Here is a 25,710-nt window from a genome sequence, read left to right as displayed (position 1 = left end):
CGCGGGCTTGAAATAAGACCCGAGGACCCATACATCTATTTCAGTTATTTTGGAGATCTTATGTTTAAAGTCCTTTTTCTACTCTTTATTGTTATTCCCATCGCTGAAATAGCCCTGTTACTACAAGTCAGTGAAGTCATCGGCGGGTTTGCCACCCTGGCACTGGTGATCCTGACCGCGGTGTTTGGGGCACGCCTGGTCAAACAACAAGGTCTGGGTGCCTACGCCAACGTACAACAACAAATGGCACGTGGCCAGTTACCCGCCAGCGATCTGTTTGCCGGTATTTGCGTGATCATTGCCGGTGTATTACTGATGACGCCGGGGATCATGACCGATGTGCTGGGCTTTATGCTGCTCACGCCGGCCATTCGCCAAAAATTAGCCAAAGCGCTGCTGCAACGTGCCACTGTGCAGGTGCAAAGCGGTGGTATGTTCAGCCAACACACCACACAGCAACAAGAGCAGCAGTTCGACCCGTTTGCTGGTCGCCCATCTGGTCATGGTCAATCGCAGCGTGATGAGGGGAATACCACGTTAGAAGGCGAGTTTAAGCGCAAGGACTAAAAAAAATTGAAAAAAATGCTTGGATTTTGTTTTGCCCATCCCCATTAAGTGAAGCAACTTAGAAATTAATTAGTTAGCCCCTTGTAAACAATTAAGTTTGAGCGGGCAAACATCTTACACTATGTATTCTGTCATTGTTCAGAAACTGTTAGGAGAACTAAACACATGAACATTCGTCCTTTACATGATCGCGTTATTGTTAAGCGTCTTGAAGAAGAAACTAAGTCTGCTGGCGGTATCGTTTTAACTGGTTCTGCTGCTGAAAAATCAACCCGTGGTGAAGTGATTGCAGTAGGCAACGGCCGCGTGTTGGACAATGGTGAAGTGAGAGCATTACAAGTTAAAGCGGGCGACACAGTCTTGTTCGGCTCGTACGTTGAGAAAACAGAAAAAATCGAAGGTCAGGAATACCTGATCATGCGCGAAGATAACATCCTGGGCATCGTAGAATAAGCCTGGTCGTCGCACTCAACATTTAACGATTAATCGAAAAGAATTTAGAGGAATAAATATCATGGCAGCTAAAGAAGTTCGTTTTGCAGGCGATGCCCGCACAAAAATGCTTAAAGGCGTAAACGTACTGGCAGACGCAGTAAAAGTAACTTTGGGTCCAAAAGGCCGTAACGTAGTACTGGATAAGTCATTCGGTGCCCCTACCATCACTAAAGATGGTGTATCTGTTGCAAAAGAGATCGAACTGGAAGACAAGTTCGAGAATATGGGCGCACAAATGGTGAAAGAAGTGGCGTCTAAAGCAAATGATGCGGCGGGTGACGGTACTACGACTGCAACGGTACTGGCACAAGCTATCGTGAACGAAGGTCTTAAGTCAGTGGCTGCGGGTATGAACCCGATGGATCTGAAGCGTGGTATCGACAAGGCCGTGATTGCAGCGGTTGAAGAGCTAAAAGCGCTATCTGTTCCTTGTTCAGACGCTAAAGCGATTGCTCAGGTAGGTACTATCTCTGCAAACTCTGACAAAGAAATTGGTGACATCATTGCAGAAGCAATGGAAAAAGTAGGTCGCGAATCTGGTGTTATCACTGTAGAAGAAGGCCAGTCACTACAGAACGAATTAGACGTTGTTGAAGGTATGCAGTTTGACCGCGGTTACCTGTCTCCTTACTTCATCAACAATGCTGAAAAAGGCCAGGTTGAATTGGACAACCCACACATCCTGTTGGTTGACAAAAAAGTATCTAACATCCGTGAATTGCTGCCAACTCTGGAAGCGGTTGCCAAAACCAGCAAGCCTCTGTTGATCATCGCTGAAGACCTTGAAGGCGAAGCGCTGGCGACTCTGGTTGTGAACAACATGCGCGGCATCGTAAAAGTTGCAGCGGTTAAGGCGCCAGGTTTTGGCGACCGTCGTAAAGCAATGCTACAGGATATTGCTATCCTGACTGGCGGTACAGTTATCTCTGAAGAGATTGGTCTGGAGCTTGAAAAAGCAACGGTTGAAGACCTGGGTACTGCGAAGCGCGTTGTTATCACTAAAGATGACACCACTATCATTGATGGTGCGGGCGAGCAGGAAGGCATTGATGGTCGCGTTGCGCAAATCAAAGCACAAATTGAAGAAGCGACTTCAGATTACGACAAAGAGAAACTACAAGAGCGTATGGCTAAACTGGCCGGCGGTGTTGCAGTGATCAAAGTCGGTGCGGCAACCGAAGTTGAAATGAAAGAGAAGAAAGACCGCGTTGAAGACGCCCTGCACGCAACACGTGCTGCGGTTGAAGAAGGCGTGGTACCTGGTGGTGGTGTTGCACTGGTTCGCGTTGCGAGCAAGATTGAATCACTGACAGGCGACAACGAAGATCAGAACCACGGTATTAAAGTTGCGCTACGCGCGATGGAAGCACCGCTACGTCAAATCGTATCAAACGCGGGTGACGAAGCATCTGTGGTTGTTAATGCAGTGAAAGGCGGCGAAGGTAACTATGGTTACAACGCAGCGAATGGTCAGTATGACGACATGATCGAAATGGGTATCCTTGACCCAACTAAAGTAACACGCTCTGCACTGCAGTTCGCAGCGTCTGTTGCTGGCCTGATGATCACCACAGAAGCCATGGTTGCTGAAATTCCGAAGGAAGAAGCAGCGGGTGCCCCTGACATGGGCGGCATGGGCGGCATGGGTGGTATGGGCGGCATGATGTAATCATTTCCCAGCACTTAACGTTTTGAAAAACCCGGCTTTGCCGGGTTTTTCATTTTGTGTGTATAAAAAGTTTAGCAAAGGGAATGGGTGATGGAGTCGCTGGTGTTGTTTGTGCTGGAGAAATCGAGCATCAGGTTTGTGCGATATATCTTTTTTAATAGATGTAAATCTATTTAATTTAAAAGGGATGTATAAATATAATCATATTTATGTGGGGTTTTCTTCTCACCTTAGTACTTAAAAAAGTTAGGGGCTCACTGTTGGTGTATATTTGTTTTGGTAAATATATTCTCAATGCAGTGAGCTTCTTGGTTTTGTATTATTATCGTCAGATATTTGCAAAGAAAAAGCGATTGACGCGTTTATATTCTTTTCTATAATCGACCATGAAAACCTTCAAAGATTGAGGGTAGTAAAATTAATAAGGATGAATATGTCTTTTTTCAAAAAAGCACTTGGCGCAGTTGGTATTGGCGCAGCAAAAGTAGACACATTGTTAGACCATCACCAGGTTGCACCTGGCGAGGAAATTTCCGGCACAGTTAAAATTAACGGCGGCAAAGTCGCTCAGGAGATCAACAAAATCGATCTCAAAGTGATGTGTACTTACACCGTTGAAAGAGAAAACAGTGAAGGTGAGTCGGAAACTGTCACTAAGCAACATACTTTGGCCAAATTTCGTATTAATGAGCGTTTTACTATTGAGCCGGGTGATGAAAAACATATTCCCTTTGCATTTGATTTAGACCTGGAAACGCCTATCACAGTCGGCGAGTCTCAAACCTGGATTGCCACTAATCTGGATATCGACATGGCGTTGGATAAGTCCGACCGTGATTATATCCGTGTTGTGCCAACCGACCTGCAACAAGCCGTTATCGATAGCATGGAAGAACTGGGTTTCAAATTGTATGAATCAGACTGTGAAGGCATTGAAGAGGCTTCTTTCTCTCGCCTGCCATTCGTACAGGAGCTGGAGTTCAAAACCATTGCCGGCGAATTTCATGGTCGCTTCGACGAAGTAGAGATTGTCTTTTTCAATCGGGGCAATCAGCTGGAGGTTATTTTTGAAATTGACCGCAAAGCTCGGGGTCTCAGAGGATTTTTTGCCGAGGCACTCGATTTAGATGAATCGAAAGCCCGCCTGGTTATCGACGAAGATAATCTAGAGGACCTTGAAGATCTGATTTATGACCTGCTTGAGGATAACTGTTAAAACTCAGGTTTTATTGCCAGGCCCGCGGTATACAACATGGCAGTTATACCGCAGGCACTTGACTACTCTATAGATAATTATAAGGACGATAATGAAAGCACTCACTTCTTTGGTAACGATCCCAGCCTTATTGCTACTTACTGCATGTGGTAGTGAAGAACCCTCCACAGAGCTGCCGCAATGCGACGATGATGATGTCATGGAATTGGTTCATGACATCGTAAAAGAAGAGGCAAAATCTCAGTTGTTTAATGTGATGCTAACTCAGGCTGGCAAAGCAGGCGAAATCACTTACGAGCGAGCTGTTGAAGTGAAAGGGCGCTCGGCAGATTTGGCAAAAGTGCTCGATGCGGTCGACGAAGCGATAGAACAGCAGGACCTGAGGTACTCAGATATCGCGCAGTCCTCTCAGGACGTCAGTTTACAAAAAATATGGTGCAGCGCCAGTATGATGAGCCCTGGTGGTCAAAAGCCCGCAATCATCAATTACACAGCATTATATGAAGGTGATGATGTTGAAGTACTGGTGACTTTCTAACCTTTGTATCTGCGTATTTATGGGCAGAATAAATCTGTCCATTTTTCTTCACAGTGTGATTATTCTTAAATTAATTGTTAATACCATCTTTTTTGCACAAGTACCTCTATCTCATTTAAACATCATTTTTATTTCAATGGTTCTGTATGTCTGCACATACAGGCTTCAACCTGTGTACCTTTATTTTTTGAATTTTATGAAGTGAGTTAAATATTGGCGCTTGGTTATCCACCGCAATTATGTAGAATAGAAAATCTGAATTCATATCAAGGTAGATCAGGTGACAGTGAATGTCCGATTTTAAAGTTTGGAAACTGATAAGTCTGCTCTGTGTAATGTGTTTAATGTTGGGGTGTGAATCGAAAGAAGAACGTACTCAGCAAACGATTACTTACACACTTCAGGACGCCTCAAGGGCCATCAACACCTTAGGTGATGCACTTGATAAAAAACAAGTGCGCAATGCCAATCTCTTAACCGAGTATGGCAATGTCCTGAGTCAGCAGAATCCACAATTGAGCAACATTGCTCAATTGATCGCACAGGATGCAACCAGTGCCGGTCCTCTATATCAAAATTTACTGACCCGCTATCAGGCGCTCAAATCCCCTCAGCCAGGTATGAGCAGTGATGACATCATTGAACAAGCAGTACTGCTCAAAGAGGCGGCCTCTGTGAGCTTATTCAACGATGCACTGACTGATCCCATCAATGTGCTTGCCGACATGTCCAATGGCACATTAGCCCGGGTCGGTGCTGTCAGTCAGTCCGCAGAGTTGGCTGCTAATAATGGTCAGCAAACAGTGGGTAACCAATTGGTTGGCAACGCCAATTATGGTGAGTGGCAGACCAGCTCCAATGGCACCAGCTTTTGGATGTGGTATGGCATGTACAGAATGCTTGGTGATTTGGTGGGAGACGTGGAATATAGCAGTTGGAGTAAGCGTCGAAAATATAGCTACTACAGCGATTATGGCCGAAAACGATACACCAGTTATCAGGGCTACAAGCGCCAGAATACCGTTGAGCAGCGTACCCGGCAGTCTTATCAGCGCCAGGGTAAGCAGTTCACTAGCCCCTATGCAAAAAGAAAGCCGGGCGCTTCTGGTCTCAGTCGTGCCAGTCACACCCCCTCATCAGTATCGCGAAGCAGCTACTCGAGAGCAAAATCGGGATCAGGCTCAATTCGCAATAGTTCAAACCGGACCTCTCGCGGCGTTAGCCGGGGCAAGTAGTGCATCAGATAGCGGAGTTAATACATGTATCAATTTAACGGATTAACTGCCTGGACATTTCAGGCACTTCTCATCGATATGGCGGTGATCATTGCCCTGTTTGTGAGCTTAAAATATATCAAGGGGTGGGTGTCAAACCTGCACGCCAATGACGAAATTACTGAGCGGGACAACTTTGCTTTTGGTCTAAGCTTTGCCGGTGGTTTGACCGGGCTTGCCATTGTACTGACGGGGATAACCAGCGGTGCTTTCGCAAGTACACTGACTCAGGAAGCCCTGCAAATGGCAGGCTATGGCGCCGTGGGGATTGTGTTGATCAAACTGGGGCACTTTTTTCAGGACAAAGTGGCGCTGCGCAAGGTGGATTTACACAGTGAAATTCTTAAAGGCAACATCACATCGGCTTTGATTGACTTTGGCCATGTGGTCAGCGTTGCCATTGTTATCCGCTCAGCACTGCTGTGGGTACTGACGGAAGGCTGGTATGGGTTACCTATCGTGGTTGCTGCCTTTGTTATAGGCAACGTGTGCATGCTGCTGGTAAGCCAATACCGGGTACAATTGTTCAAACGTACCAATCGCAATGGTGACTGTTTGCAACAGGCCATTGTGGACAACAATGTGGCGGTCGGTATTCGCTATGCCGGGTTTCTTATTGGTGCAGCATTGGCATTGACTGCCGCGTCTGGCCTGGCACCGTATGTGGCCGACAATATGATCAGTAGCCTGACGTACTGGAGTATTGCCGCGCTGGGTAGTATCGTTTTGTTCGCACTGTTACATCTGGTGATGATCAAGATTATTCTGGCCGGTACTGATATTTCTGATGAAGTGAATCGTCAGAAGAATATTGGTGTGGCAACCATTTCTGCAGCGGTGTCCTTTGCGGTCGGTGTTACCATGGCAACCTTGCTGGGTGCGTAATTCTTGAGCGTATCTGTACCCCCTAATCAACCTAAAGTGACCGGCAGCATGTCGCTGTTTGGTCACGATGTTTTACTGATCGGTGTGATGGCCATTTTAGCTGGCTGTGGCCTGATCTATGAATATTTACTCTCTCACTATGCCGGTAGGGTGCTTGGCTCAGTCGAAAGCGCCATTTATGCCATGATAGGCACTATGATAGTGGCAATGGGAATTGGCGCTTTTTTAGCACGCTGGTTTAAAGACCCATTCACAGCATTTGCCTGGCTGGAAAGTCTGATTGCCTTACTGGGGATGAGCAGCATTTTGATCATCGCCAGCATTATCGCATTGACCTACACTTTACCGCACACTCTCTCCAGTCTCTACAACCTGCCACCCGATAGTTTGCTTGAGGGTAGGCCGCTCCAGCAGTTACAAGAGTTTGCCCGCTTTTTGCCGTATGTATTTGGCTTAATTCTGGGGATACTGATCGGTATGGAAATTCCCTTGATCGCCCGTATTCGTCAGCAGGTCTATGGCCGCTTTTTAGAAAATAATGCCGGCACTATTTATGGGGCAGACTATATTGGTGCGGGAGTCGGCGCCGCGATTTGGGTCATGATCATGCTGGCGCTGCCCATTATGCAGGCCGCTGCCTGGACAGCGTTGTTTAACATTGTTGCGGGGCTGATTTTTTTGTGGCGTTATCATCCGTATGTACGCTTTGCCAGGCTCTTGCTGATGTGTCATATCCTGTTGCTGGGCGTGTTTACCGTGATACTACTCTTTGGCACTGCATGGATGAAAGACCTCAGCAATGTGCTATACAAAGACAAAGTGATTTACTCCGAGTCGACCAAATATCAGCATGTGGTGATCACAGAGCGCCTCAGTCGTACACAGGCGACTCCTATCAATGATTTATTCTTAAATGGGCGCTTACAGTTTTCATCAGTAGACGAGCAAATCTATCACACTATGCTAGTGTACCCGGCTATGCTGGCGTCCAATCGCCATGATAAAGTGCTGATCATTGGTGGTGGCGATGGCCTGGCATTGCGTGATGTGCTTAAGTGGCCGGTACAAAGCGCGACGTTGATTGATCTGGATGCTCAGCTGCTGTCGTTATTTGGTTTGCAGGGTCAAGTCTTTGAGGCAAGACCAGAGATAACGTCCAAACTGATGCGGCTCAATCAGGATGCGCTTAATTCCCCCAGAGCAGACGTGATTGTGGCAGACGCTTTTTTAGAAGTCGAAAGTATGCTCGACCGCGGTGAGCAATTCGATACGATTATTATTGATCTGCCAGACCCTAATCATCCGGATCTGAATAAACTTTACAGTGATTATTTTTATAATCATGTTCGTCAATTGCTGGCACCCGATGGGGCATTAGCTATTCAGTCGACATCACCTTACCATGCCAAAAGTGCCTTTATCAGTATCGCAAAAACGGTAAAACAGGCCGGGTTCGAGCATGTAGAGCAGTATCAGCAGAATATTCCTTCGTTTGGGCAATGGGGATGGACAATCGCAACGCGTACCGGTCAGCCTGCCAGTGCAAGAATTGCATCAGCCGAGTACCTGCCGGTTGCCAGTAACTGGGTGAGCAAAAAATATTTACTGTCCTCTTTCACGTTTCCTAAACGTTTCTTTGATAAGAATAAAGATATTGAAGTCAATCGCTTAGGTTCTGGCGTTCTGTACGACTATTATCGCCAGGCATGGCAAACGGAAGATGAGTTGTATAAAAATTAACGCAATAGTGTTGACATATTATGTCGCACATGCAAATCTTAACTCAGACATAATATGTCAAAACGAAAAGGTAAAAAAAGATGGAATTAAATGAACTATCAATCAAATTGGCATCGTTTGAAACGGAAGGTGCTAACTTCGAGTCCTTTCTGATCAGCAATGAGGGTGAGCAAGATGTATTGCAAGTGATTGTTGAGGGAAATGACGAATTACCGATTTTTGTGACTCAAACTGAAGAACAGCTGGTGTGTATTAGCTACCTGTTTAATGAAAACGAAGTCAAGCCTGAGTTATTAAACGAGTTAAATGAAGCTTTGCTAAAACTCAATGTACCTATCCCTTTGAGTGCGTTTGCTAAGATTGATGAACAGTACGCTATTTTTGGCGCGCTGGCTGTTTCCTCCTCCATCGATGAGATAACGCACGAACTGGTCACACTGGCAGACAATGCCATCGAAGCACTTGACGCCGTGACTGTGTATTTAAAAGATTAATAGTGGAGTAGTGAGATGAGTATTTTAAAGAAATTATTTACAGCTGTACGTGGCGGCGCCCGTGAAGTGGGTGAGTCGATTGTCGATGCTAATGGCATTCGTATCTTTGAGCAGGAAATTGCCGACGCCAAAAATGCCCTGGCGAAAGCCAAAAAAGCCTGACCGAAGTGATGGCGAAAGAGATGCAGACTAAGCGCAAACTGGCTGCCCTGGAAGAGAGCATTGCCGAGCACGAAGACTACGCAGGCCAGGCGTTACAGCAGGGTAACGAAGCGCTGGCAGTCGAAATTGCCGAAAAAATTGGTGAATTTGAGACAGAGAAAGAAGAGCATCAGCAAGTGCTGGATGGTTTTACTAAGCATGTGATTCTGCTTAAGCAGCAAGTTAAGGATGCAGAAAAGTCGATCAAAGAAAATCAGCGTCAATTAACTATGGTTAAAACCACCGAGAGCGTACAAAAAGCGACAATGGCGGTAAACAGTACGCTAAACACCAATGAGTCTTCTATGGTGAATGCACGTCAGTCTCTGGAGCGTATTAAGCAACGGCAGCTGGACAGACAAGATCAACTGGCCGCGGCCAAAGAGCTGGAAGCCGCTGAAACAGGCGCGGATCTTAAAGCAAAAATGGCAGAAGCAGGTATTGGTGCCACACAAAAGAGCAATGATATTCTGGATCGCATTAAGGCAAAACAAGCCAAATAATATGGCTTGAATGATAAAAGGAGGCCTGGCCTCCTTTTTTGCTTTTATTATTTTCTTAAAGGTGAGTTATGTTTGGTTTTTTCAAATCTAAGAAAACCCCTGAGCGCCAGCTTAATCATGCCCGCGACTTGCGTGTGGGGGACATGTTGACAGTGATAGATTCCTTTGCCTACCCCGATTGGCTTAAAGGTCAGACGCTCAAAGTTACAGCGGTACAGACCTATCAATACCAGCACAGTGCTGAGTATGAGTTTGTGCTTGAGTCAGAATCAGGCAAAGTGGTCTTTTTACAGATAGACCAAGATGACGGCAAAGAGTTTGCTAACTTTGCGGTGAAGATCCAGCGCAGTGATGTGGACGCGATATTCACACTCGACGAATTTGCGCGGATTTTTGATGAAGAATCCCTGACAGAAATTGAAACACAGACCAGGCCGGCAGCCTTTGAGCGTTTTCTGGGACAAAACTACCAGCAAAGCGAGGCGCCTTATGTGGCGTATTATTACGAGCAGGATTATCGGGGGCACATTGCCACGTTACCAGGATGAAAGCGGTGAAATCTGTGAAGTGATTGAACTGGTATCTCCCGATGAAAAGCACAGTATCAATATTGAAATTTGGGATGGCGGTGAGACAGACGTATCTCTGGTTTTAACCCGACCGCTTAGCGACATTGTTGATCTGTTTCCCGGGGCCTGATAGTGACTGATAAACAAGCTAAATGGCAACGTCAGGAACGGGCGTTGCGTGCCACCCAGATGGCGTTTGATTTAACCACTGAGGTTCAGAAAAGCCTTAAAAAGCAGGCTATTGACGAAGAACTCACGCCGTCGGATATGATTCGGAAAATCCTCGATTTAGAGGTCAAATCCAAAAAGACCCGGCAGCGGTTATCGTTTAACCTCACCGATGAAGAAATTGCCTTACTGGCACAACGTTTTGGTGTGGACCCGACCGACAAGCGCGCAGTGAAGCAGCAGGTTGCCAGTTTACTGATCAATCGCTATACCGAGTCGCAGGGGTAGCTCTGTGCTCACCCTGCTTCTTACTTCATCAGTTTGTGATGTGTTTTCTGGTAATAACGCGTGCAATCACCGGTTTTATCGCAAAATGAGACAAAGCCGATACCGTTGCAAACAAGACCACACCGACAAAGGGCATCGCGGGCCCTGAGGTTAAACTGGCGCCCAGAACATAGCCCAAAATGCACTCCATTCTATAAAGTGGCATAAACAGCGCGGTGATCAACAGCCCCAGTAACATGAATTTGGCCAGCGTATGAAAGCCCAGGCTGAATACGATTGCCTGGCACAAACTGAACAGCAACAACATACCAAACCCCAATTGTACATTGTTCCAGATTTTAAGGCGCGCGGTTTCGTCTTGTGCATGCGCAGTTAGCCTTGCCTGAACATGCATACCAGTTACCAATACCAGTGCAGGCAAGATGAGTAACCCCCACCAGTTTGAAATGCCCGGTAGATCGGCACGCATTAATAAATGATGAGTGACGACTCCTCCGTTGAAGTGTTCCCAAATGAGCTGAGCAGTCTGAAGTAGCAGAACGGCAACGAGAAACATATTTCTCGTCTGACTGAGTGGTTGCGTAATCATACTTTGTTTACCTTATATTGATCGTTCTTGGTTACAGTGCAAGGTATGAAGCAATGGACATTCCATTTTTAAGTGATTGATTATAGTGGTTTTGCTTGGATGTCTATGGTGATTTATGCCAACTGTTGAGTATTTTGATTAAATGATGATGCGTTGGAAAGGTTCAGCAGGCACCGTTTGTTTCGTGATAACCCGGGATATATTAGCCTATTGAACAGGCAGAATATGCGTGACTGAGCTAGAGTTACAGAGCCTGATATCGCGCCTTGTTTGTACCACAGATAGTACTCTGCGATACGGGCGGTAAACCTTACTGGAGTCAGCTGGTAGTAGGGACAGTTTATTATCCCAGGCCACCAGGCTGGCTCTATGTGTTATGCCATTGTGCGCATTTTTAATGTGTACCAGTTAACCACAGTAAACGAGCTGGCAGGGGCGGTGTTTTTTAAGGAGCAAGTCATGACAGAACACCAATCACGCGCACGCTTTTTTCAACAGCATCCCAAAGCCAGAGCACATGCCGCGCTGGACGATGCAACCAATCAGCAACTTAAAGTTACTCCGGGCCCTGTTACCCTGACCAAAAATAAATATCAGGGCAAAAAAGCCGTGATCATCGGAGCGGGTGTATCCGGGCTGACGACGGCCTATGAGTTGTTAGCACAACAGTCGGGCATGGAAGTCACAGTGTTAGAAGCGCAAAGTCGCACAGGAGGCCGCTGTCTGAGCCTGCGTACCGGAGACACGTTAATCGAAGATGTCGACAGCCAGTTATTTAATTCCAAACCAGGCCTGCCTCAGGTGGTCCGTTTTGACAGACCACAAGGCGACGCGGAACCCTATCTGAATGCCGGTCCTGGACGGATCCCTTCAAGCCATAAACGTCTTCTGTCATACCTCAAACAGTTCAGTGTAGATGTGGAAGTTTACGTGATGAACAGTGAGTCAAACCTGGTTCAGATGTCGGATAGTTTTGCGGGTCTACCGCTGGTATACCGACGCCTTGACCATAATACGCGTGGCTGGCTGGCACAAATGGTATTTGAAAACGCAGAGCAGTTGATTAAAACCACTGAGTGTGGTGTCGGTGCGCAGGATGTTCAGCGCCGCGCCGAGCAACTCAGGGAGCTTATGATCAGCTTTGGAGAGCTAGTTCCGAGCGGGCCGAATATGGGCAAGTATGTGGTCACTGCTGGTCAGGATGGCATGGAGAATGGCCGCTCCCGGGCAGGCTATACTGAACTTCCTGGTGTGGATGCCGGCACGATAGCTGAGCCTTTGAGTTTTGATAGCTTACTGGGCTCAGAATTTTGGGACAAGACGCGTTTTTATCAGCCCGTTGATTTTCTCTGGCAGGCGACTTTGTTTCAGCCGGTAGGGGGCATGGATCAGGTTCAGCATGCATTTGCACAACAGGTCGCTGCACTGGGTGGCACCATATTACTTAATAGTCCGGTCAAGCGTATTGACTGGGACGCATCACGTCAGCAGTTTGCAATCTCTATTGCTAAAATCGGCACCCAAGATGTTGATGTTGTGTATGCTGACTATTGCTTTAGCAATATGGCGATCCCTTTCTTAAAAGAAATATTGTCAGAAGAGCTTCAGGATCCAAACAGTAAACTGGGCCTCAATGAAGAATTTAAGTCGGCGCTGCAGGCGGTATATCAGTCGCAGTTTATCGATGATCAAGGTGGTTACCAGGCTAAGTTCCTGGCTTGTACAACCAAAGTGGGCTGGCAGGCAGACCGTTACTTGTGGCAGGGTAGCCAGGTCCAGGAAGTCCATGATGATAGTGCTGATATAGATATTCTGAGTGTACCAGACTCTGAAATTGGTGTGGTTCCCATTTTCGGCGGTATTTCCTGGACAGATAATGATATTACCCAGATCTGGTATCCTTCTACGGCTTATCATGATCAAAAAGGCGTGCTCACAGGGGCTTATAATTTTTCTGAAATCGCTTATGAGTGGGGCAAGTTACCGGTACAAGCCCGCCTGGATAAAGCACGTGAAGGCGCTAAGTTATTTGGTCATGCATTTGGTGATGGTTTGGAGCATGGTCTGGCGATTGCCTGGCAAAACATGCCTTATATCAAAGGGGGCTGGGCTCAGTGGCATGTCGTTGGCGATCAAGCTGTGCATCACTTTAACGTGTTGACACAGGGGAGTTCAGTGACGACCACTGATGGTGCACAAACTAAGCCAAACTTCTTTATCGTTGGTGACCAGCTGTCGTCATTACCAGGCTGGCAAGAAGGGGCTATCGCGGCTGCACTGAATGCGTTGAACCGCATGGAGCGTCCTGATTTGGCCATTCCTCACTTGGCGTGTCTGCCGGATACACGTCTTATGGTTGAAGGCGTTTAGTTGTTTTAATGCAGAAGTGGCGCAACAGATGCCACTTCTGGATCTATGCATTGTCAGAACGTCTTATGGATAAATGGTGTCTTTTTGGGGAAGTATGGCTGCACCCGAGCAAAAGGCTGCTATTTTTATAGAAGACTTTGAATACCAACGTGAACACATCAATTAACACGTTAGATCAGACTGTTGCATTGAACTGATGTATTAAATGCATTTTGAATATCAAATGGAGATTTGACGATGCGTCATACCATCTTATGGTTTTTTCTGGCCCTGTTTGTGACAGGCTGTGCCAGTACCCAACAAACAACCCAATCGGGGTTTCTCCCTGATTATCAGCGTTTAGCACCCTCAGAGACTTATCCTGATACAGCTCTGTATGTAGCAGACGTACTTAAATCAGGTGCGCTGGAGAAGGTGCGTACTATTTACCTGCCTCACTTTGAGATTTGGCTGCAATTTGATGAACAAAGAAAAATGGCACTGAGTCCAAAACATTTGGCGAAATTAAGTGTCTATATGCAAAGCCAATTGCAGAAAAAACTGTCACCCTATTATCGGGTTGTGCTTGAGCAACCGCAGAACCGTAATTCTGACGTACTGACAATTCGCGGTGCGTTTACTCAAATTGAGTTCTCAGAAACAGCAATGGAAGTGCGCGACTTTATTCCTATCCGTCTGGTTTATAGTGCGGGTAAAAGCGCCTATCTGATGGCAACGGAGCAATCAGAAGTTGTGACCTCAGTGTCTCTGGAAAGCATGTTTTACTTAGGCGAAAGCACAGAGCCTGTGTTGATGATGTCTGCTCATAAAGAAGTGGAATCAGTGCTCAAGCAAAATGGCGAAGAAAATACACAAGCTGTTAAAGCGGTACTCGACATCTGGATAGATAACTTCGTAACAGCAATTAGTAAATCAAAAATGATATAGCGGTGATCACCTATGATAAGAAAGCACACCTTCCTTTTAGTCGTTGCCATGACGACTTATCTGTCCGCGTGTTCTGAACAACAGACTACGGTTGACAAAGCGCCACAATTGCGGCCAGTTAGAACCATCGAGCTCAGTGTTAATAATTTCGGACCGCTACAGGAATTCCCGGCAGTGGTAGATGCGGCCAGTACGGCTGACTTATCGTTTAAAGTGTCTGGGGAGCTTACCCACCTGAATGTGAAACAAGGTCAGGAAGTCACCAAGGGAGATGTGATAGCGAAACTGGACGACACTGATTACAAACTGGCAGTGGAAGAAGCGCAGGCGTCATTTGAAAAAGCAGAAGCTGATTTTGAACGTGGTAAGCAGTTGATAGTAACAGGTACTATCAGCCAGTCTGACTATGACTTGCTGAAATCTCAGTTTGCCAGTGCCAAAACCAAGTTGGCCAATGCCAGAAATAACCTTGACTACACACAGCTGAAGGCGTCTTTTTCGGGGATCGTGGCACGTACCCATGTGGAGCAATTTGAGGAAGTGCAGGCCAAACAAGTTGTGGCCACATTACAGAATATAGAGCACATCAATTTGAAAGTGAATGTGCCGGAAAGCTTGATGATCCATGTCAGTAAAGACACGCCAAAACAGGTGTTTGCGGAGTTTGCAGCGATTGAGGGGAAGCGCTTTGAACTGGAGTTTGTCGAGGTGAGTACGCAAGCTGATGAGGTGACGAAAACCTATGAAGTTACTCTGGGGATGCTCCCCCCTCCCGGATATAATATTTTGCCGGGTATGACGGCAAAGGTGATGGCTAGCGCGCCAAGTGAAGCTCGGTCTCGCCTGTATTTGCCCTTATCCACAGTGTTGAAAGATGAACAAGGGCATTATGTCTGGACCGTATCATCGCTTGGAGAAGGAACGGGAAAAATAAGTAAAACGCCTGTACAGATCGGCGAAGTATCTTCGCTGGGCTTTCCGGTTATCTCCGGCGTCACCGCGGGCGTTCATGTGGTTACTGCAGGCATGAGCAAAGTGACGGATCAGCAAGTTGTGAAATTCCAGGGAGGTCGTGAGTGAACATTACCCGTTTAGCGTTAGAAAACAATCGCACAACGTGGGTTTTGATTTTTGCCTTGGTCTTCTTTGGTATTGTGGCATTTAACAAAATGCCCAAAGATTATGACCCCGGATTCATCATCAGAACAGCCCAGGTTGTTACTTACTTTCCCGGCGCCAGCCCGCAGCGAGTCGAAGAGCTGGTTACCGATAAAATTGAAAAGGTTGTGCAACAAATTCCAGAACTGGATTTTGTTAAAAGTACCTCGAAAACGGGTGTCTCAATTGTCAGCGTAAATATCAAAGAAAGCTACAAGGAAATGCGGCCAATCTGGGATAATCTGCGTCGTAAGATTGAAACCGTCGAAAGCGATCTCCCCAGTGATGCGCAAAAACCCATAGTGAATGACGAGTTTGGCGATGTGTTTGGGGTTGTTATAGGGCTGACCGCCGAGGGGTATTCCTATCGGGAAATGGAGGAAGTAGCTGAACAGGTCAGAGATGAACTATTACGACTCCCAGAAGCGGCCAAAGTCGATATTTTTGGTGCTCAGGAGCAGCGCGTCTTTATTGAATTCGAAAACGCCAAACTGGCATCGCTGGGGATCTCGCCTGGGCAACTGAAAGATCAATTGGCAGCTCGTAATATTGTGAATCCGGGCGGTTCAATCTTTATTGATGATGAAACACTGGCACTGGAGCCCAGTGGTAATTTTGAGTCGGTAGAGGACATAGCCGGTACCATTATAAATATTGCCGGCTCTGAGCAGGTCATTTTGCTCAGTGATATCGCAAGAGTGTACCGAGATTATGTCGATCCGGCCAAAGTGAAGGTACGGGTCGCCGACAGGCAAGGCATGACCATTGCTATTTCTATGCGCCATGGTGGTAATAATTTGCTACTGGGTGAACAAGTGCTCAACGCAATCCATTATTTGGAGTCAGTGTACCCGATAGGTGTCGACTTCGAGCTACTGTCTTTTTTACCGCGAGAAGTTGAGCAGAAAGTCGATGACTTTGTATCAAACCTAATTCAGGCTGTACTGGTGGTCACGGTCGTGATGTTATTCAGCTTAGGGTTGAGAACGGGTTTGATTGTGGCCAGCCTGATCCCGATGAGTATGGTTTTCGGCATACTCGCCATGTCGTTTTTTGATATCAGCATAGATCAAATTTCTCTGGCGGCACTGATCATTGCATTAGGAATGCTGGTGGATAACGGCATTGTGATGTCAGAAAGTATTATGGTACAGATGGAGCGGGGCAAGTCTGCCGTCGATGCCGCAGTTGACTCGGCTGAAGAGTTGAAAATCCCGTTGCTGGTCTCTTCGTTGACAACAGGGGCAGCATTTTTACCTATTTTTCTGGCGGAATCGGCCACAGGTGAGTACACCGCGTCGTTGTTTAAAGTGGTCACCATCACGCTACTGTGTTCCTGGTTACTGGCAATGACCATGATCCCGATGCTTTGTGTACTGTTTACCCGAGTAAAATCAGAGGCAGCCAATTATGACAGCGGGGTGTACTTAACCTATAAGAAAATCCTGATGGGACTGATTAAGTATCGCTGGATGACAGTGGGTGGATGTGTGCTGATGTTTTTCATTGCATTACAGGGTCTGCAGCTGGTACCTAAACTATTTTTCCCACCGTCTGACCGGGATTATTTTAAGGTTGAACTGGAGCTGCCGATCGGTACGCGGCTAAGCGCAACGGAAGCCGTGGTCAAAGACATGGAAGCGTTCTTACTTCGCGATCTCAAAGTGAATGAGAGCCGTGAAAAAGGGGTTACCAATTGGGTCAGTTACGTGGGAAATGGCGGACCGAGGTTTTTGTTAACGCATACGCCCGAGCCAACCAGCTCGAATTATGCTTTGATGATAGTCTCAACGACTTCTTATCGTCATATCGACGAACTTATGGCGAAGATAGAGGCTTATGCCCTGCAACGACACCCTGACTTGCTTATCAAACAGCGTAAAATTGAAAACGGCTCACCCATAGAAAACCCGGTTGAAGTGAGGCTGTCTGGTAATGACATTCATGTCCTGACCGGGTTGGTGAATGAGCTGAAAACGCAGATGCGTAACACTGAGGGGTTAAAGGCTGTGAGCGATGACTGGGGATTACCCATTAAAAAGCTGCAGATTAAAATCAATCAGACTCGTGCCCGGCGTGCCGGTGTATCCAGTAAGGATATTGCCAGTTCATTGCAAACCGGGCTCAGTGGGCTGGAGTTAACGCGATATCGCGAGGGAGATGAGCTTATTCCGGTGACACTGCGTTCTGTGGCTGCTGACAGACAGGACATTGGCAAACTTGAAGCCATGGTCGTTTACTCTCAGGCATCGGGTAAGTCGGTACCACTTAAGCAGGTTGCGGATATCGAAGTAGTATGGGAAAACGCACAAATCCTCAGACGTGACCGCCTCAAGTCTGTGACTGTGGGCGCTCAGCTGGACGGTATCACCGCAGACGAGGGCTTTTCTAAGTTGATCCCCTGGTTGAATGAGCAGCAAAAAACCTGGCCATTTGGCTATAGCTATGAACTGGGGGGGAAGCAGAGTCATCAGGTAAGGCAAACCAGTCCATTGCAGAGAAAATGCCCATTGCAGTATTTATCATAGTTATCCTTCTGGTTGGTCAGTTTAATTCGTTACGTAAATCGGCCATAGTATTGACGACCGTACCGCTTGGCTTTATCGGCGTCGTTGCCGGGTTACTGGCGGGGCAATCCTTCTTCGGCTTTATGACTTTGCTAGGGATCATTTCTTTGGCAGGGATAGTGATCAACAATGCGATTGTATTGCTGGAGCGAATTAAGTACGAGCTAGATCAGGGTGGTGAACCGGTACTGGCCATTATTCAGGCTGCGCAGCAGCGGATGCGGCCAATCTTGCTTACCACTGCAACCACTGTGCTGGGATTAGTACCTCTGTATCTTGGAGGCGGTGAAATGTGGGAGCCGATGGCGCTGGCGATTATGGGAGGCCTGCTGTTTTCAACTATACTGACATTAGGTGTGGTGCCTGTCTTATATGCGCTTTTGTACCGTATTTCGCTGAAGGCATAGCATAGGACTCAGATACCAATCTGCTAAAGTCAGTGGATTGGTATCAATTTGTCGTCAAATGTTACCTTTCATTGCGCGTTCAGCAAAAAATGCAGATTATAAAATGGTGAATGCGGCTTGGTGTAAAAGCGACCGCAGATGGGTTCGCAATCATGAGGAGAAGACCATGAAATATCTATATGCAATCACGCTGGTTTGCCTGAGTCCTCTGACTACGCTGGCTGGTGAAACAAATGTCACCTGGCGTGATTTTAAAGAGTATCGTGATGTGGTGCCTGCCAATGAGAGCAAAGCGGGTTATCATAAGCGGATCGTCTCTCAGTTTGAGAAACACCTTAGCAAGTTGATGACTGACGCGCCGCAAGGTTATCAGCTTGACATCACTTTTGATGATATTGACTTAGCGGGCGATGTACGCTTTAACATGCATGATATTCGCATTGTAAAGCCGATTTTCTTTCCACGCCTGAAAATCAGTTACACGCTGACCGATAGCAGCGGTGCCGTTGTGGCGCAGGCTGAGGAAAAGGTGCTTAAAGATCTGTCGTTTATGGATCGGGTACGAACTGGACGAGATAGTGAGTTTTACTATGACAAACGGCTGCTCAGTACCTGGTATAAAGAGGAAATTGCAGACAAGTTAAAGGGATAATTGTGAGTCACGGATTAAAGGTTTTTTGCCGGGTTAGCAGACCCGGCGGTGTTTGATAGCGTGTACTACTTAAATGTAGCCAGTAACTGAATTAGCTGTTGGAGTTTAAAAACCGCTTTTTTAAGTTGTGCTTCGTCCAGTTGTTCGGCCTTACTCAGTGCGTCAACATCGGCAGCAACGTCAAGTACGTAGGGCTTGAAACGTTTGGCTGCAAAGTCAAACCCTGCATCTTCAGAAAATAACGCCTGGAATTTTCCGTGACCTTGCTGTTGTAGCTCGTCTAATTTTTTATCGGCATCAAGCGCTTGACGGTAAACGAGTTTTAAGTTTTCATTCAGCTTTTCGATAACGGCTTGCATATTTTTCCTAAAGACTTACGGGAATTGGCCGATATTGTACTTGGATCCATCAATCTTGTCAGGTATAAGCTTATGAATATATCCGGAAGTAACCTACCTGCTATGTCTGGGACGGGGCAAAGCGGCGAAGTAATGAGCGCGCAGCTAGCCAAAAAACAGCAAAAAGCAGATGGACAAGCCGCCCTGGCCTTAATTGAATCTGCTGGGAATTCAGCTCCAGCAAAATCAACCACGGCCACCATGGGCAATAATATCAACGTCTACGTCTAGGCATTGATATGCTGTGCCTAACCTGAATTCGCAAGCCTTTGCTTGTGTGTGGTATCAGGCCGGGCTCAGTCCCAAATCAATCGGCGTCTTACTAGGTTGGCCGCCGATTTCTCTTACCAGTTTGGGGACCAAAAAGCCGGGCAAGGCATCCAATAATCCATGCATCAGCGTAATGGCTTCATGTTCTGTGACGTCAAAGTGACTCGCTCCTTCTACTTTATCCAGCAAGTGCAGGTAGTAGGGTATAACGTCTGCGTCAAACAAGGCTTCACTCAGCGCTTGTTGAGCAGCCAGGCTATCATTAATACCTTTGAGCAATACCGCCTGATTTAGCAGCGTAGCACCGGCACGTTTGAGCTTTTGCATTGCCGCTGAAAAGTGTATATCAATTTCATTGGCATGATTTATATGGTTTACCAGAATGGGCTTCAGGCGACTATTACTCAGTATATCGCATAAGCTGTCTGTGACTCTGGCCGGGATCACCACAGGCAAGCGTGTGTGTATTCTAAGGCGTCTGAGGTGTGGGATAGCTTCGAGATGCTCAATTAGCCAGGCAAGCATGTCATCTTTGGCCATCAGCGGATCACCGCCACTTAAAATGACCTCGTTAATCTCGGGATGTGCCTTCAGGTAGTCGAAAACGGTGTGCAAAGTGCGCTTATTGAGTTGATTTTCCTGATAAGGAAAGTGTCGACGAAAACAATATCGGCAGTTAACGGCACAGCCAGTTTTCAGCATTAACAACACTCTGGAGCGGTATTTATGTAGCAATCCTGGCAGTGCAGCCTGTTGTTCGTCGAGAGGATCTTTGCTAAATCCGCTTTTAGCTAAGAATTCCTGGTGCTGAGGAAGCACCTGCAGCAACAGTGGATCCTGAGCATCCCCATAGCGCATTTTTGCAATGAATGGACGTGGAACTCTAAGTGGAAACAAACGCTTAGCGGCCAAATCCTGTTCGCTAAAATGGCCCTCCAGACCGACCAGTCTGAGTAGTTCATCGGCATCGGTGACGACATTCGCCAATTCTTTTTGCCAGTTAGTATGCAAATTTACTTCATTTATTTGTATCATTAGCGGGTTTATTACTCGAAATACAAAGATTAGAGGATACGATGGCGAATTATAGCACCAACGAATTCAAGGGCGGCCTAAAAATTATGATCGATGGAGAGCCTTGCTCCATCCTGGAAAATGAAGTGGTCAAGCCCGGTAAGGGCCAGGCGTTTAACCGCGTTAAGATCCGTAAGCTGATCTCAGGTAAAGTTTTAGAGAAAACTTTTAAGTCTGGCGAATCGGTTGAAGGTGCGGACGTCATGGACACAGATCTGGCTTATCTGTATACAGATGGCGAGTTCTGGCACTTTATGAACAATGAAACCTTTGAGCAGATCGCTGCCGATGAAAAAGCATTGGGTGACAGCGTGAAGTGGCTGGTTGAAAACGATGTATGTACCATCACACTGTGGAATGGCAGCCCAATTGCAGTGACACCACCTAACTTCGTAGAGCTGGAGATCACTGAAACAGATCCTGGCCTGAAAGGAGACACTGCGGGTACAGGCGGTAAACCTGCGACTTTGAGCACAGGAGCAGTTGTACGTGTTCCTCTTTTCGTACAGATTGGCGAAGTGATCAAAGTAGATACGCGCAGCGGTGAATACGTCAGCCGGGTTAAGTAAGCCAACCCGCTTTATTATCAGTTTGCCCAAGCGTAGGTGAACTGCTAAAGCACATAGTTAAACGGATCCCGGCAGTAGCCGGGATTTTTTTGTCTGGAGCCATTATGAGTCATTCAAAATCAGACACAGCATCTGAGTGCCTATGGGCACCCAGTGCCAGCATAGATACCTTACGGCAACGCGCCGCGATCCTCGCAAAAATCCGAACGTTCTTTGCTGAGCGTGATGTGTTAGAAGTGGAAACACCAAGCCTGGCGCAGGCATCAGTTACAGATGTCCACCTGGCGACTTTTTCAACCACGTTTGTTGGACCGGGTCATGCGGCGGGTACGCCTTTGTATCTGCAAACATCGCCAGAATTTGCCATGAAGCGCTTACTGGCTGCAGGCAGTGGCGCGATTTACCAGATTGGCAAAGCCTTTCGCAATGAAGAGTCAGGTCGCCACCACAACCCTGAATTTACTATGCTGGAGTGGTACCGCCCCGGATTTGATGAATTTGCGCTTATGGCGGAAGTGAACGACTTAATGCAGGTAATTCTGGGCTGCCCTGAAGCCGAGTCACTGAGCTATCAGCAGGCCTTTATCACTCATCTGGGCCTGGATCCGCTGAGCGCTTCGATGGATGAATTAAGACAGTTGGCATCGCTGCGCGGCCATGGCCACATTGCAGCGCAGGAGCAACATCGCGATACGCTACTGCAATTGCTGTTCTGTATGGAAATTGAACCGTTAATTGGCCAGCAGGCACCGTGTTTTGTCTATCACTTTCCGGCCTCTCAGGCTGCACTGGCTCAGCTCAACGCCGACGACCCGAGAGTCGCGGGTCGGTTTGAGTTGTACTATCGTGGTATGGAGTTGGCCAATGGTTTTAATGAGCTGACGGATGCGCTTGAGCAGGGTGCCCGGTTTGATGAGGACAACGCACTGCGCACAGCAATGGGGCTGGCACCGGTGGCCAAAGACACGCGCTTTTTGTCGGCACTAGCACAAGGTTTGCCTGCTTGTGCCGGGGTCGCGTTGGGCGTCGATCGCCTGGTCATGCTGGCGACTGGTAAAACCCAGCTCAAAGAGGTTATTGCGTTTGATGTTGACAGAGCATAAGCCAGACTAAGCTGGAAGGGCCTTTGCAGGCCCTACACAAAACGCTTAAGCTCTTGTTGCGTCTTGGTTGAGCGTTGCTGTGCGTCCTGGCAGTCCGCCAGGGCCGCATCTATCTGCGCTTTGGCCGACTGCCCTAACTCTACAATTCGTTGTACGGAGCCATGGGTATGTTGCTGCGTCGACTCCAGCTGATGCACAGCACTGACAATCTCTTCAAGTTGTGATTGATTACGCTCAAAGTCCTCTGACATATCGGCAAAACCCTGTGAGGTGGTGCGAATGGCTTGCTCGGCGGAACTGGAGTGATCTATCAGCTGTTCTGACTCCTGATGGGTTTCACCCACCAAGACGTCCATCTGGTTGATAAAATCACTGATCTGACGGGTGGCATCGTTAACTTTGACTGACAGGTTGCGCACTTCATCGGCCACTACGGCAAAACCGCGACCCGCTTCTCCAGCCCGTGCAGCTTCAATGGCGGCATTGAGCGCTAACAAGTTGGTCTGATCGGAAAACTCTTCGACCATTTTCAAAATACTGCGAATGTTCTCACTGTTTTCTTTTAATCCGGCAACGGTGGATGAAAAGCTGCCCAGCAGATGGGTAATTTGCTGAACCTCTTTAACCAGGGTACTCAACGATTGTGAAGAGCCACGCACAAAATGCAGACTTTCTGTATTGGCCTGATAAACCTGATCGGTGTTGTGCACTATGCTTTGCAGGCTATGCGTAACCTGATCGCTGGCAGCGATAATGGTGTCACCTTGATCTATCTGCTGGCCACCCAGTAAGGCGGTTTGCTTCATAGAGTCGGTAACCTGCTGATTGCTGCGGTTCGCTGCCTCTGCACTTTGATAGGTGGCAGCCAGCAACTCACTCAGGTGTTGCGTAAAGGTATTGTATTGCTCACTGAGGTCGCGAAATTCGTCGTAGGTAAACTGGGGCAGCCTGGCGTCCAGATCGCCGTCCTGACGGTTGATTTGCTCCAGTGTATCCCGCATGGCCTGTACGGGGCGTACAATGAGGTAGCGCATATAAAAAAAGGTAAAGATAAATGCACCGACTGAAATAAGCGCAAGCAGCCAGAATACTCCGGTAGATCCGCCGTGCTCTGTGAGCTCACCGTGTAGCCATAGCAAGGTGATGATTTGAAAACTAATAAAAACCCCAGATTGCCAAAAATCTTACGGGTGAGGGTGAAGAACAAAGATTCTTCGATCAAATTATATATGCGCATGTATAAACTCATATTTGGCTCTTCACTGTGCCTTTTAGCATACAGTATAGAGTAAACCCGGCAGGTGCAACTGTTTACAGGTTAAGCAATTTATTTTAGTCAGCGGCATAATCCGGTGAGTTGTCTGCCCTTTCAATTTGCCTGAGACGAATGGTTAAGCCGCTGCTGAATGACCATTTTGGCGTAACATGGATAATTACTGAATATGCCGTCTACACCATAATCTAACATTAATTCAATGTCTTTGGCTTTATCGACGGTGTAAGCCAGAACTTTAAGGCCACGCTGCTTAGCATCCTGAACAAACTCATGATTAATGAAGTTTTTATCCATATGGATGCTTTGTGCATGAAGTTGCTGAGCAAATTGGGCATAAGTAAGCGGAATTGACGCCGTCAGTGCGCCAATCCTGACCCAGGGCAGTTTCTGTTTAAGCCACAATAATTGGTGATGATCAAAAGACGACAGCAATAACTGATCTCTGGTTATCACGCCACGCTGTACATTATCTTCTATGGTTGCCACAAACTTATCCAGACTGAAGGTATGTTTGAGCTCCAGATTTATGGTTGTTTGCTGGCCTATGGTATCCAGCACTTGTTGCAGCGTAGGTACAGGCTCGTTATTACTGAGCTTGAGCTGAGACAGCGCCTCGCGACTGGTTTCATTGACTTTACCCCGTCCATTGGTGGTGCGATCCAGCCAGGTATCGTGAATTATGGCGTAATCATCCAGGCAACTTTGTACATCGAGTTCTACGCCATCGACGCCCACTTCCAGCGCTGCTTTAATAGCGCTGAGCGAGTTCTCCGGATAGTTTCCACTGGCACCTCGGTGTGCAAAAACCTGGGTCATAGCTTATTCCTTGTAATCGACCACGTTTCATAGCAGGCTGCACTGACAACCAGGACGCCCCCTGCCAGGGTGGTTAAAGTTATGGTTTCTGCCAACAGCATATAAGCCAACACCGTTGCGTACAAGGGTTGCAAGCAAGAAATCAGCCCTGCGGTTGTTGCTGATAAGTAACGCAAACTGGACGCAAATAAGGCATGAGGGATTGCCGTAAAGACACAGCCTGCCAGGGCGATTAGCATGAGATTATCGGTGCTTAATTCTGTCGGTGGCACTTCAACAAAAGCACATAACATCAGAGCGGCTATCAGGGTCTGATAAAACATGGTGTGTGGCCCGCCATAGCTGGAAAACAGCTTTTTTTGCAGCAGATTTCTAAGTGCAAATAAGACCCCTGAAGCGATACCGGTGAATATGCCGAGCGTGATTTGGTTTCCGGGATCGCTCGATGGGACAAGCAAATAAATGCCTAACATCACAACGATAGCTGTAAACACATCTTTGCGTTTCAGGCGACTGCGGAAAAACAATGGCTCAAGCAGAACGGTGATCACAGGGTAGGTAAAAAACGCAATTACGCCCACAGCTATCCCTGCCATTTGCATGGCGGCAAAATACGTCACCCAGTGCAATCCGACGCAAATACCCAGCAGCAGCACTATGGCATAATCTTTTGCCGCATTGAGCTTAAATACACTGCCCTTGAAGGCGAGTATGCATGCCAGTGTGACGAAGGCGATGGCGGTGCGGTACACCGTAATATCCAGCGCTGAGAGGGAGATCAACTTAGAGAATAACGCGGTACCACCGAACAGCAGTACAGCCAGATGTAAATTAACTAATGAGGATTGTTCGGGGCGCATAGCGAACTCGGTATGTTTTTCATCAGCTTACCATGGTAAACAGATGTGACTAAAGCACAATGACAAA

At 47.2% G+C, this 25,710-nt stretch carries 24 protein-coding genes and 3 pseudogenes; 21 read left to right on the top strand and 6 right to left on the bottom strand.

The genetic code is table 11. From position 1 onward, the window contains the following. The first annotated feature begins 60 nt into the window (after positions 1-60). The 12 genes and pseudogenes from ELR70_RS23035 (at position 61) to ELR70_RS22980 (ending at position 10,607) form a co-directional block, all read left to right on the top strand. On the top strand, positions 61-567 hold the full coding sequence (locus ELR70_RS23035) for an FxsA family protein (RefSeq protein WP_054014888.1): 507 nt from the start codon (positions 61-63) through the stop codon (positions 565-567). Between the two features lie 165 nt (positions 568-732). Next, positions 733-1,020: a co-chaperone GroES gene (locus tag ELR70_RS23030; RefSeq protein ID WP_054014887.1), complete on the top strand. Its 288-nt coding sequence runs from the start codon at positions 733-735 to the stop codon at positions 1,018-1,020. Positions 1,021-1,081: 61 nt separating this feature from the next. Beyond that, on the top strand, positions 1,082-2,731 hold the full coding sequence (gene groL, locus ELR70_RS23025) for a chaperonin GroEL (protein ID WP_054014886.1): 1,650 nt from the start codon (positions 1,082-1,084) through the stop codon (positions 2,729-2,731). A 433-nt stretch (positions 2,732-3,164) separates the two neighbouring features. After that, positions 3,165-3,947 (top strand): sporulation protein, encoded by a 783-nt coding sequence (locus ELR70_RS23020; RefSeq protein ID WP_054014885.1) that lies wholly within the window; start codon positions 3,165-3,167, stop codon positions 3,945-3,947. Between the two features lie 91 nt (positions 3,948-4,038). Continuing rightward, positions 4,039-4,485: a hypothetical protein gene (locus tag ELR70_RS23015; protein WP_054014884.1), complete on the top strand. Its 447-nt coding sequence runs from the start codon at positions 4,039-4,041 to the stop codon at positions 4,483-4,485. 290 nt (positions 4,486-4,775) lie between these two features. After that, positions 4,776-5,720 carry a hypothetical protein gene (locus ELR70_RS23010; protein WP_054014883.1) on the top strand — a complete coding sequence of 315 codons (945 nt, stop codon included), beginning with the start codon at positions 4,776-4,778 and terminating at the stop codon, positions 5,718-5,720. A 24-nt stretch (positions 5,721-5,744) separates the two neighbouring features. Then, complete coding sequence (locus tag ELR70_RS23005) at positions 5,745-6,644, top strand: DUF350 domain-containing protein (protein ID WP_054014882.1); 900 nt, start codon at positions 5,745-5,747, stop codon at positions 6,642-6,644. A 48-nt stretch (positions 6,645-6,692) separates the two neighbouring features. Continuing rightward, positions 6,693-8,384: a polyamine aminopropyltransferase gene (locus ELR70_RS23000; RefSeq protein WP_054014881.1), complete on the top strand. Its 1,692-nt coding sequence runs from the start codon at positions 6,693-6,695 to the stop codon at positions 8,382-8,384. Positions 8,385-8,464: 80 nt separating this feature from the next. After that, positions 8,465-8,878, top strand: coding sequence for a DUF2170 family protein (locus ELR70_RS22995; protein WP_046004856.1), 414 nt, complete (start codon positions 8,465-8,467; stop codon positions 8,876-8,878). Between the two features lie 15 nt (positions 8,879-8,893). After that, positions 8,894-9,582, top strand: a pseudogene (locus tag ELR70_RS22990) (PspA/IM30 family protein). 68 nt (positions 9,583-9,650) lie between these two features. Next, a pseudogene (locus tag ELR70_RS22985) lies at positions 9,651-10,281 on the top strand (hypothetical protein). A gap of 2 nt (positions 10,282-10,283) precedes the next feature. Further along, positions 10,284-10,607 (top strand): hypothetical protein, encoded by a 324-nt coding sequence (locus tag ELR70_RS22980; RefSeq protein ID WP_054014878.1) that lies wholly within the window; start codon positions 10,284-10,286, stop codon positions 10,605-10,607. Between the two features lie 28 nt (positions 10,608-10,635). Here ELR70_RS22980 and ELR70_RS22975 read toward each other — a convergent pair whose 3' ends face one another. Continuing rightward, positions 10,636-11,196, bottom strand: a complete 561-nt coding sequence (locus ELR70_RS22975; RefSeq protein WP_054014877.1) for a hypothetical protein — start codon at positions 11,194-11,196, stop codon at positions 10,636-10,638. A 459-nt stretch (positions 11,197-11,655) separates the two neighbouring features. Here ELR70_RS22975 and ELR70_RS22970 point away from each other — a divergent pair, with 459 nt between their 5' ends. The 6 genes from ELR70_RS22970 (at position 11,656) to ELR70_RS22950 (ending at position 19,277) form a co-directional block, all read left to right on the top strand. Continuing rightward, positions 11,656-13,566: an FAD-dependent oxidoreductase gene (locus ELR70_RS22970; protein ID WP_054014876.1), complete on the top strand. Its 1,911-nt coding sequence runs from the start codon at positions 11,656-11,658 to the stop codon at positions 13,564-13,566. Positions 13,567-13,803: 237 nt separating this feature from the next. Further along, positions 13,804-14,493 carry a DUF3313 family protein gene (locus ELR70_RS22965; RefSeq protein WP_054014875.1) on the top strand — a complete coding sequence of 230 codons (690 nt, stop codon included), beginning with the start codon at positions 13,804-13,806 and terminating at the stop codon, positions 14,491-14,493. Positions 14,494-14,505: 12 nt separating this feature from the next. Continuing rightward, on the top strand, positions 14,506-15,573 hold the full coding sequence (locus tag ELR70_RS22960) for an efflux RND transporter periplasmic adaptor subunit (RefSeq protein WP_054014874.1): 1,068 nt from the start codon (positions 14,506-14,508) through the stop codon (positions 15,571-15,573). After that, positions 15,570-18,179 carry an efflux RND transporter permease subunit gene (locus ELR70_RS22955; RefSeq protein ID WP_241566350.1) on the top strand — a complete coding sequence of 870 codons (2,610 nt, stop codon included), beginning with the start codon at positions 15,570-15,572 and terminating at the stop codon, positions 18,177-18,179. Before ELR70_RS22960 ends, ELR70_RS22955 begins: the two co-directional genes overlap by 4 nt. Then, on the top strand, positions 18,155-18,625 hold the full coding sequence (locus tag ELR70_RS25600) for an efflux RND transporter permease subunit (protein ID WP_241566349.1): 471 nt from the start codon (positions 18,155-18,157) through the stop codon (positions 18,623-18,625). Before ELR70_RS22955 ends, ELR70_RS25600 begins: the two co-directional genes overlap by 25 nt. 166 nt (positions 18,626-18,791) lie before the next feature. Continuing rightward, the gene (locus ELR70_RS22950) at positions 18,792-19,277 is read left to right on the top strand and encodes a DUF3016 domain-containing protein (RefSeq protein ID WP_054014990.1); all 486 of its coding nucleotides are present in this window, start codon (positions 18,792-18,794) and stop codon (positions 19,275-19,277) included. A 65-nt stretch (positions 19,278-19,342) separates the two neighbouring features. Here ELR70_RS22950 and ELR70_RS22945 read toward each other — a convergent pair whose 3' ends face one another. After that, entirely contained in the window at positions 19,343-19,636 is a 294-nt protein-coding gene (locus tag ELR70_RS22945; protein ID WP_054014872.1) for a hypothetical protein, read from the bottom strand. 72 nt (positions 19,637-19,708) lie between these two features. Here ELR70_RS22945 and ELR70_RS22940 point away from each other — a divergent pair, with 72 nt between their 5' ends. Continuing rightward, entirely contained in the window at positions 19,709-19,906 is a 198-nt protein-coding gene (locus tag ELR70_RS22940; RefSeq protein WP_040644570.1) for a hypothetical protein, read from the top strand. A gap of 54 nt (positions 19,907-19,960) precedes the next feature. Here the strand turns inward: ELR70_RS22940 and epmB are convergent, their stop codons facing one another. Continuing rightward, positions 19,961-20,980, bottom strand: coding sequence for an EF-P beta-lysylation protein EpmB (gene epmB, locus ELR70_RS22935; RefSeq protein ID WP_054014871.1), 1,020 nt, complete (start codon positions 20,978-20,980; stop codon positions 19,961-19,963). 41 nt (positions 20,981-21,021) lie between these two features. Between epmB and efp the strand changes: the two genes are divergently transcribed. Next, positions 21,022-21,588, top strand: coding sequence for an elongation factor P (efp, locus tag ELR70_RS22930; RefSeq protein WP_046004845.1), 567 nt, complete (start codon positions 21,022-21,024; stop codon positions 21,586-21,588). Positions 21,589-21,692: 104 nt separating this feature from the next. Continuing rightward, positions 21,693-22,691: an elongation factor P--(R)-beta-lysine ligase gene (epmA, locus tag ELR70_RS22925; RefSeq protein WP_054014870.1), complete on the top strand. Its 999-nt coding sequence runs from the start codon at positions 21,693-21,695 to the stop codon at positions 22,689-22,691. Between the two features lie 32 nt (positions 22,692-22,723). Here the strand turns inward: epmA and ELR70_RS22920 are convergent. From ELR70_RS22920 to ELR70_RS22910, 3 genes and pseudogenes are all read right to left on the bottom strand, one after another. Continuing rightward, positions 22,724-23,940 (bottom strand): annotated as a pseudogene (locus ELR70_RS22920) (methyl-accepting chemotaxis protein). Between the two features lie 120 nt (positions 23,941-24,060). Beyond that, on the bottom strand, positions 24,061-24,783 hold the full coding sequence (locus tag ELR70_RS22915) for a glycerophosphodiester phosphodiesterase family protein (protein WP_054014868.1): 723 nt from the start codon (positions 24,781-24,783) through the stop codon (positions 24,061-24,063). Then, positions 24,780-25,643, bottom strand: coding sequence for a DMT family transporter (locus tag ELR70_RS22910; protein ID WP_054014867.1), 864 nt, complete (start codon positions 25,641-25,643; stop codon positions 24,780-24,782). The genes ELR70_RS22915 and ELR70_RS22910 overlap by 4 nt, the downstream gene beginning before the upstream one ends. Between the last annotated feature and the right edge of the window lie 67 nt (positions 25,644-25,710).

This window comes from Pseudoalteromonas sp. R3, assembly GCF_004014715.1.
Lineage (GTDB): Bacteria > Pseudomonadota > Gammaproteobacteria > Enterobacterales > Alteromonadaceae > Pseudoalteromonas.
Note: the sequence above shows the minus strand (reverse complement) of the source record. Positions and strands in the feature narration are given on the sequence as shown.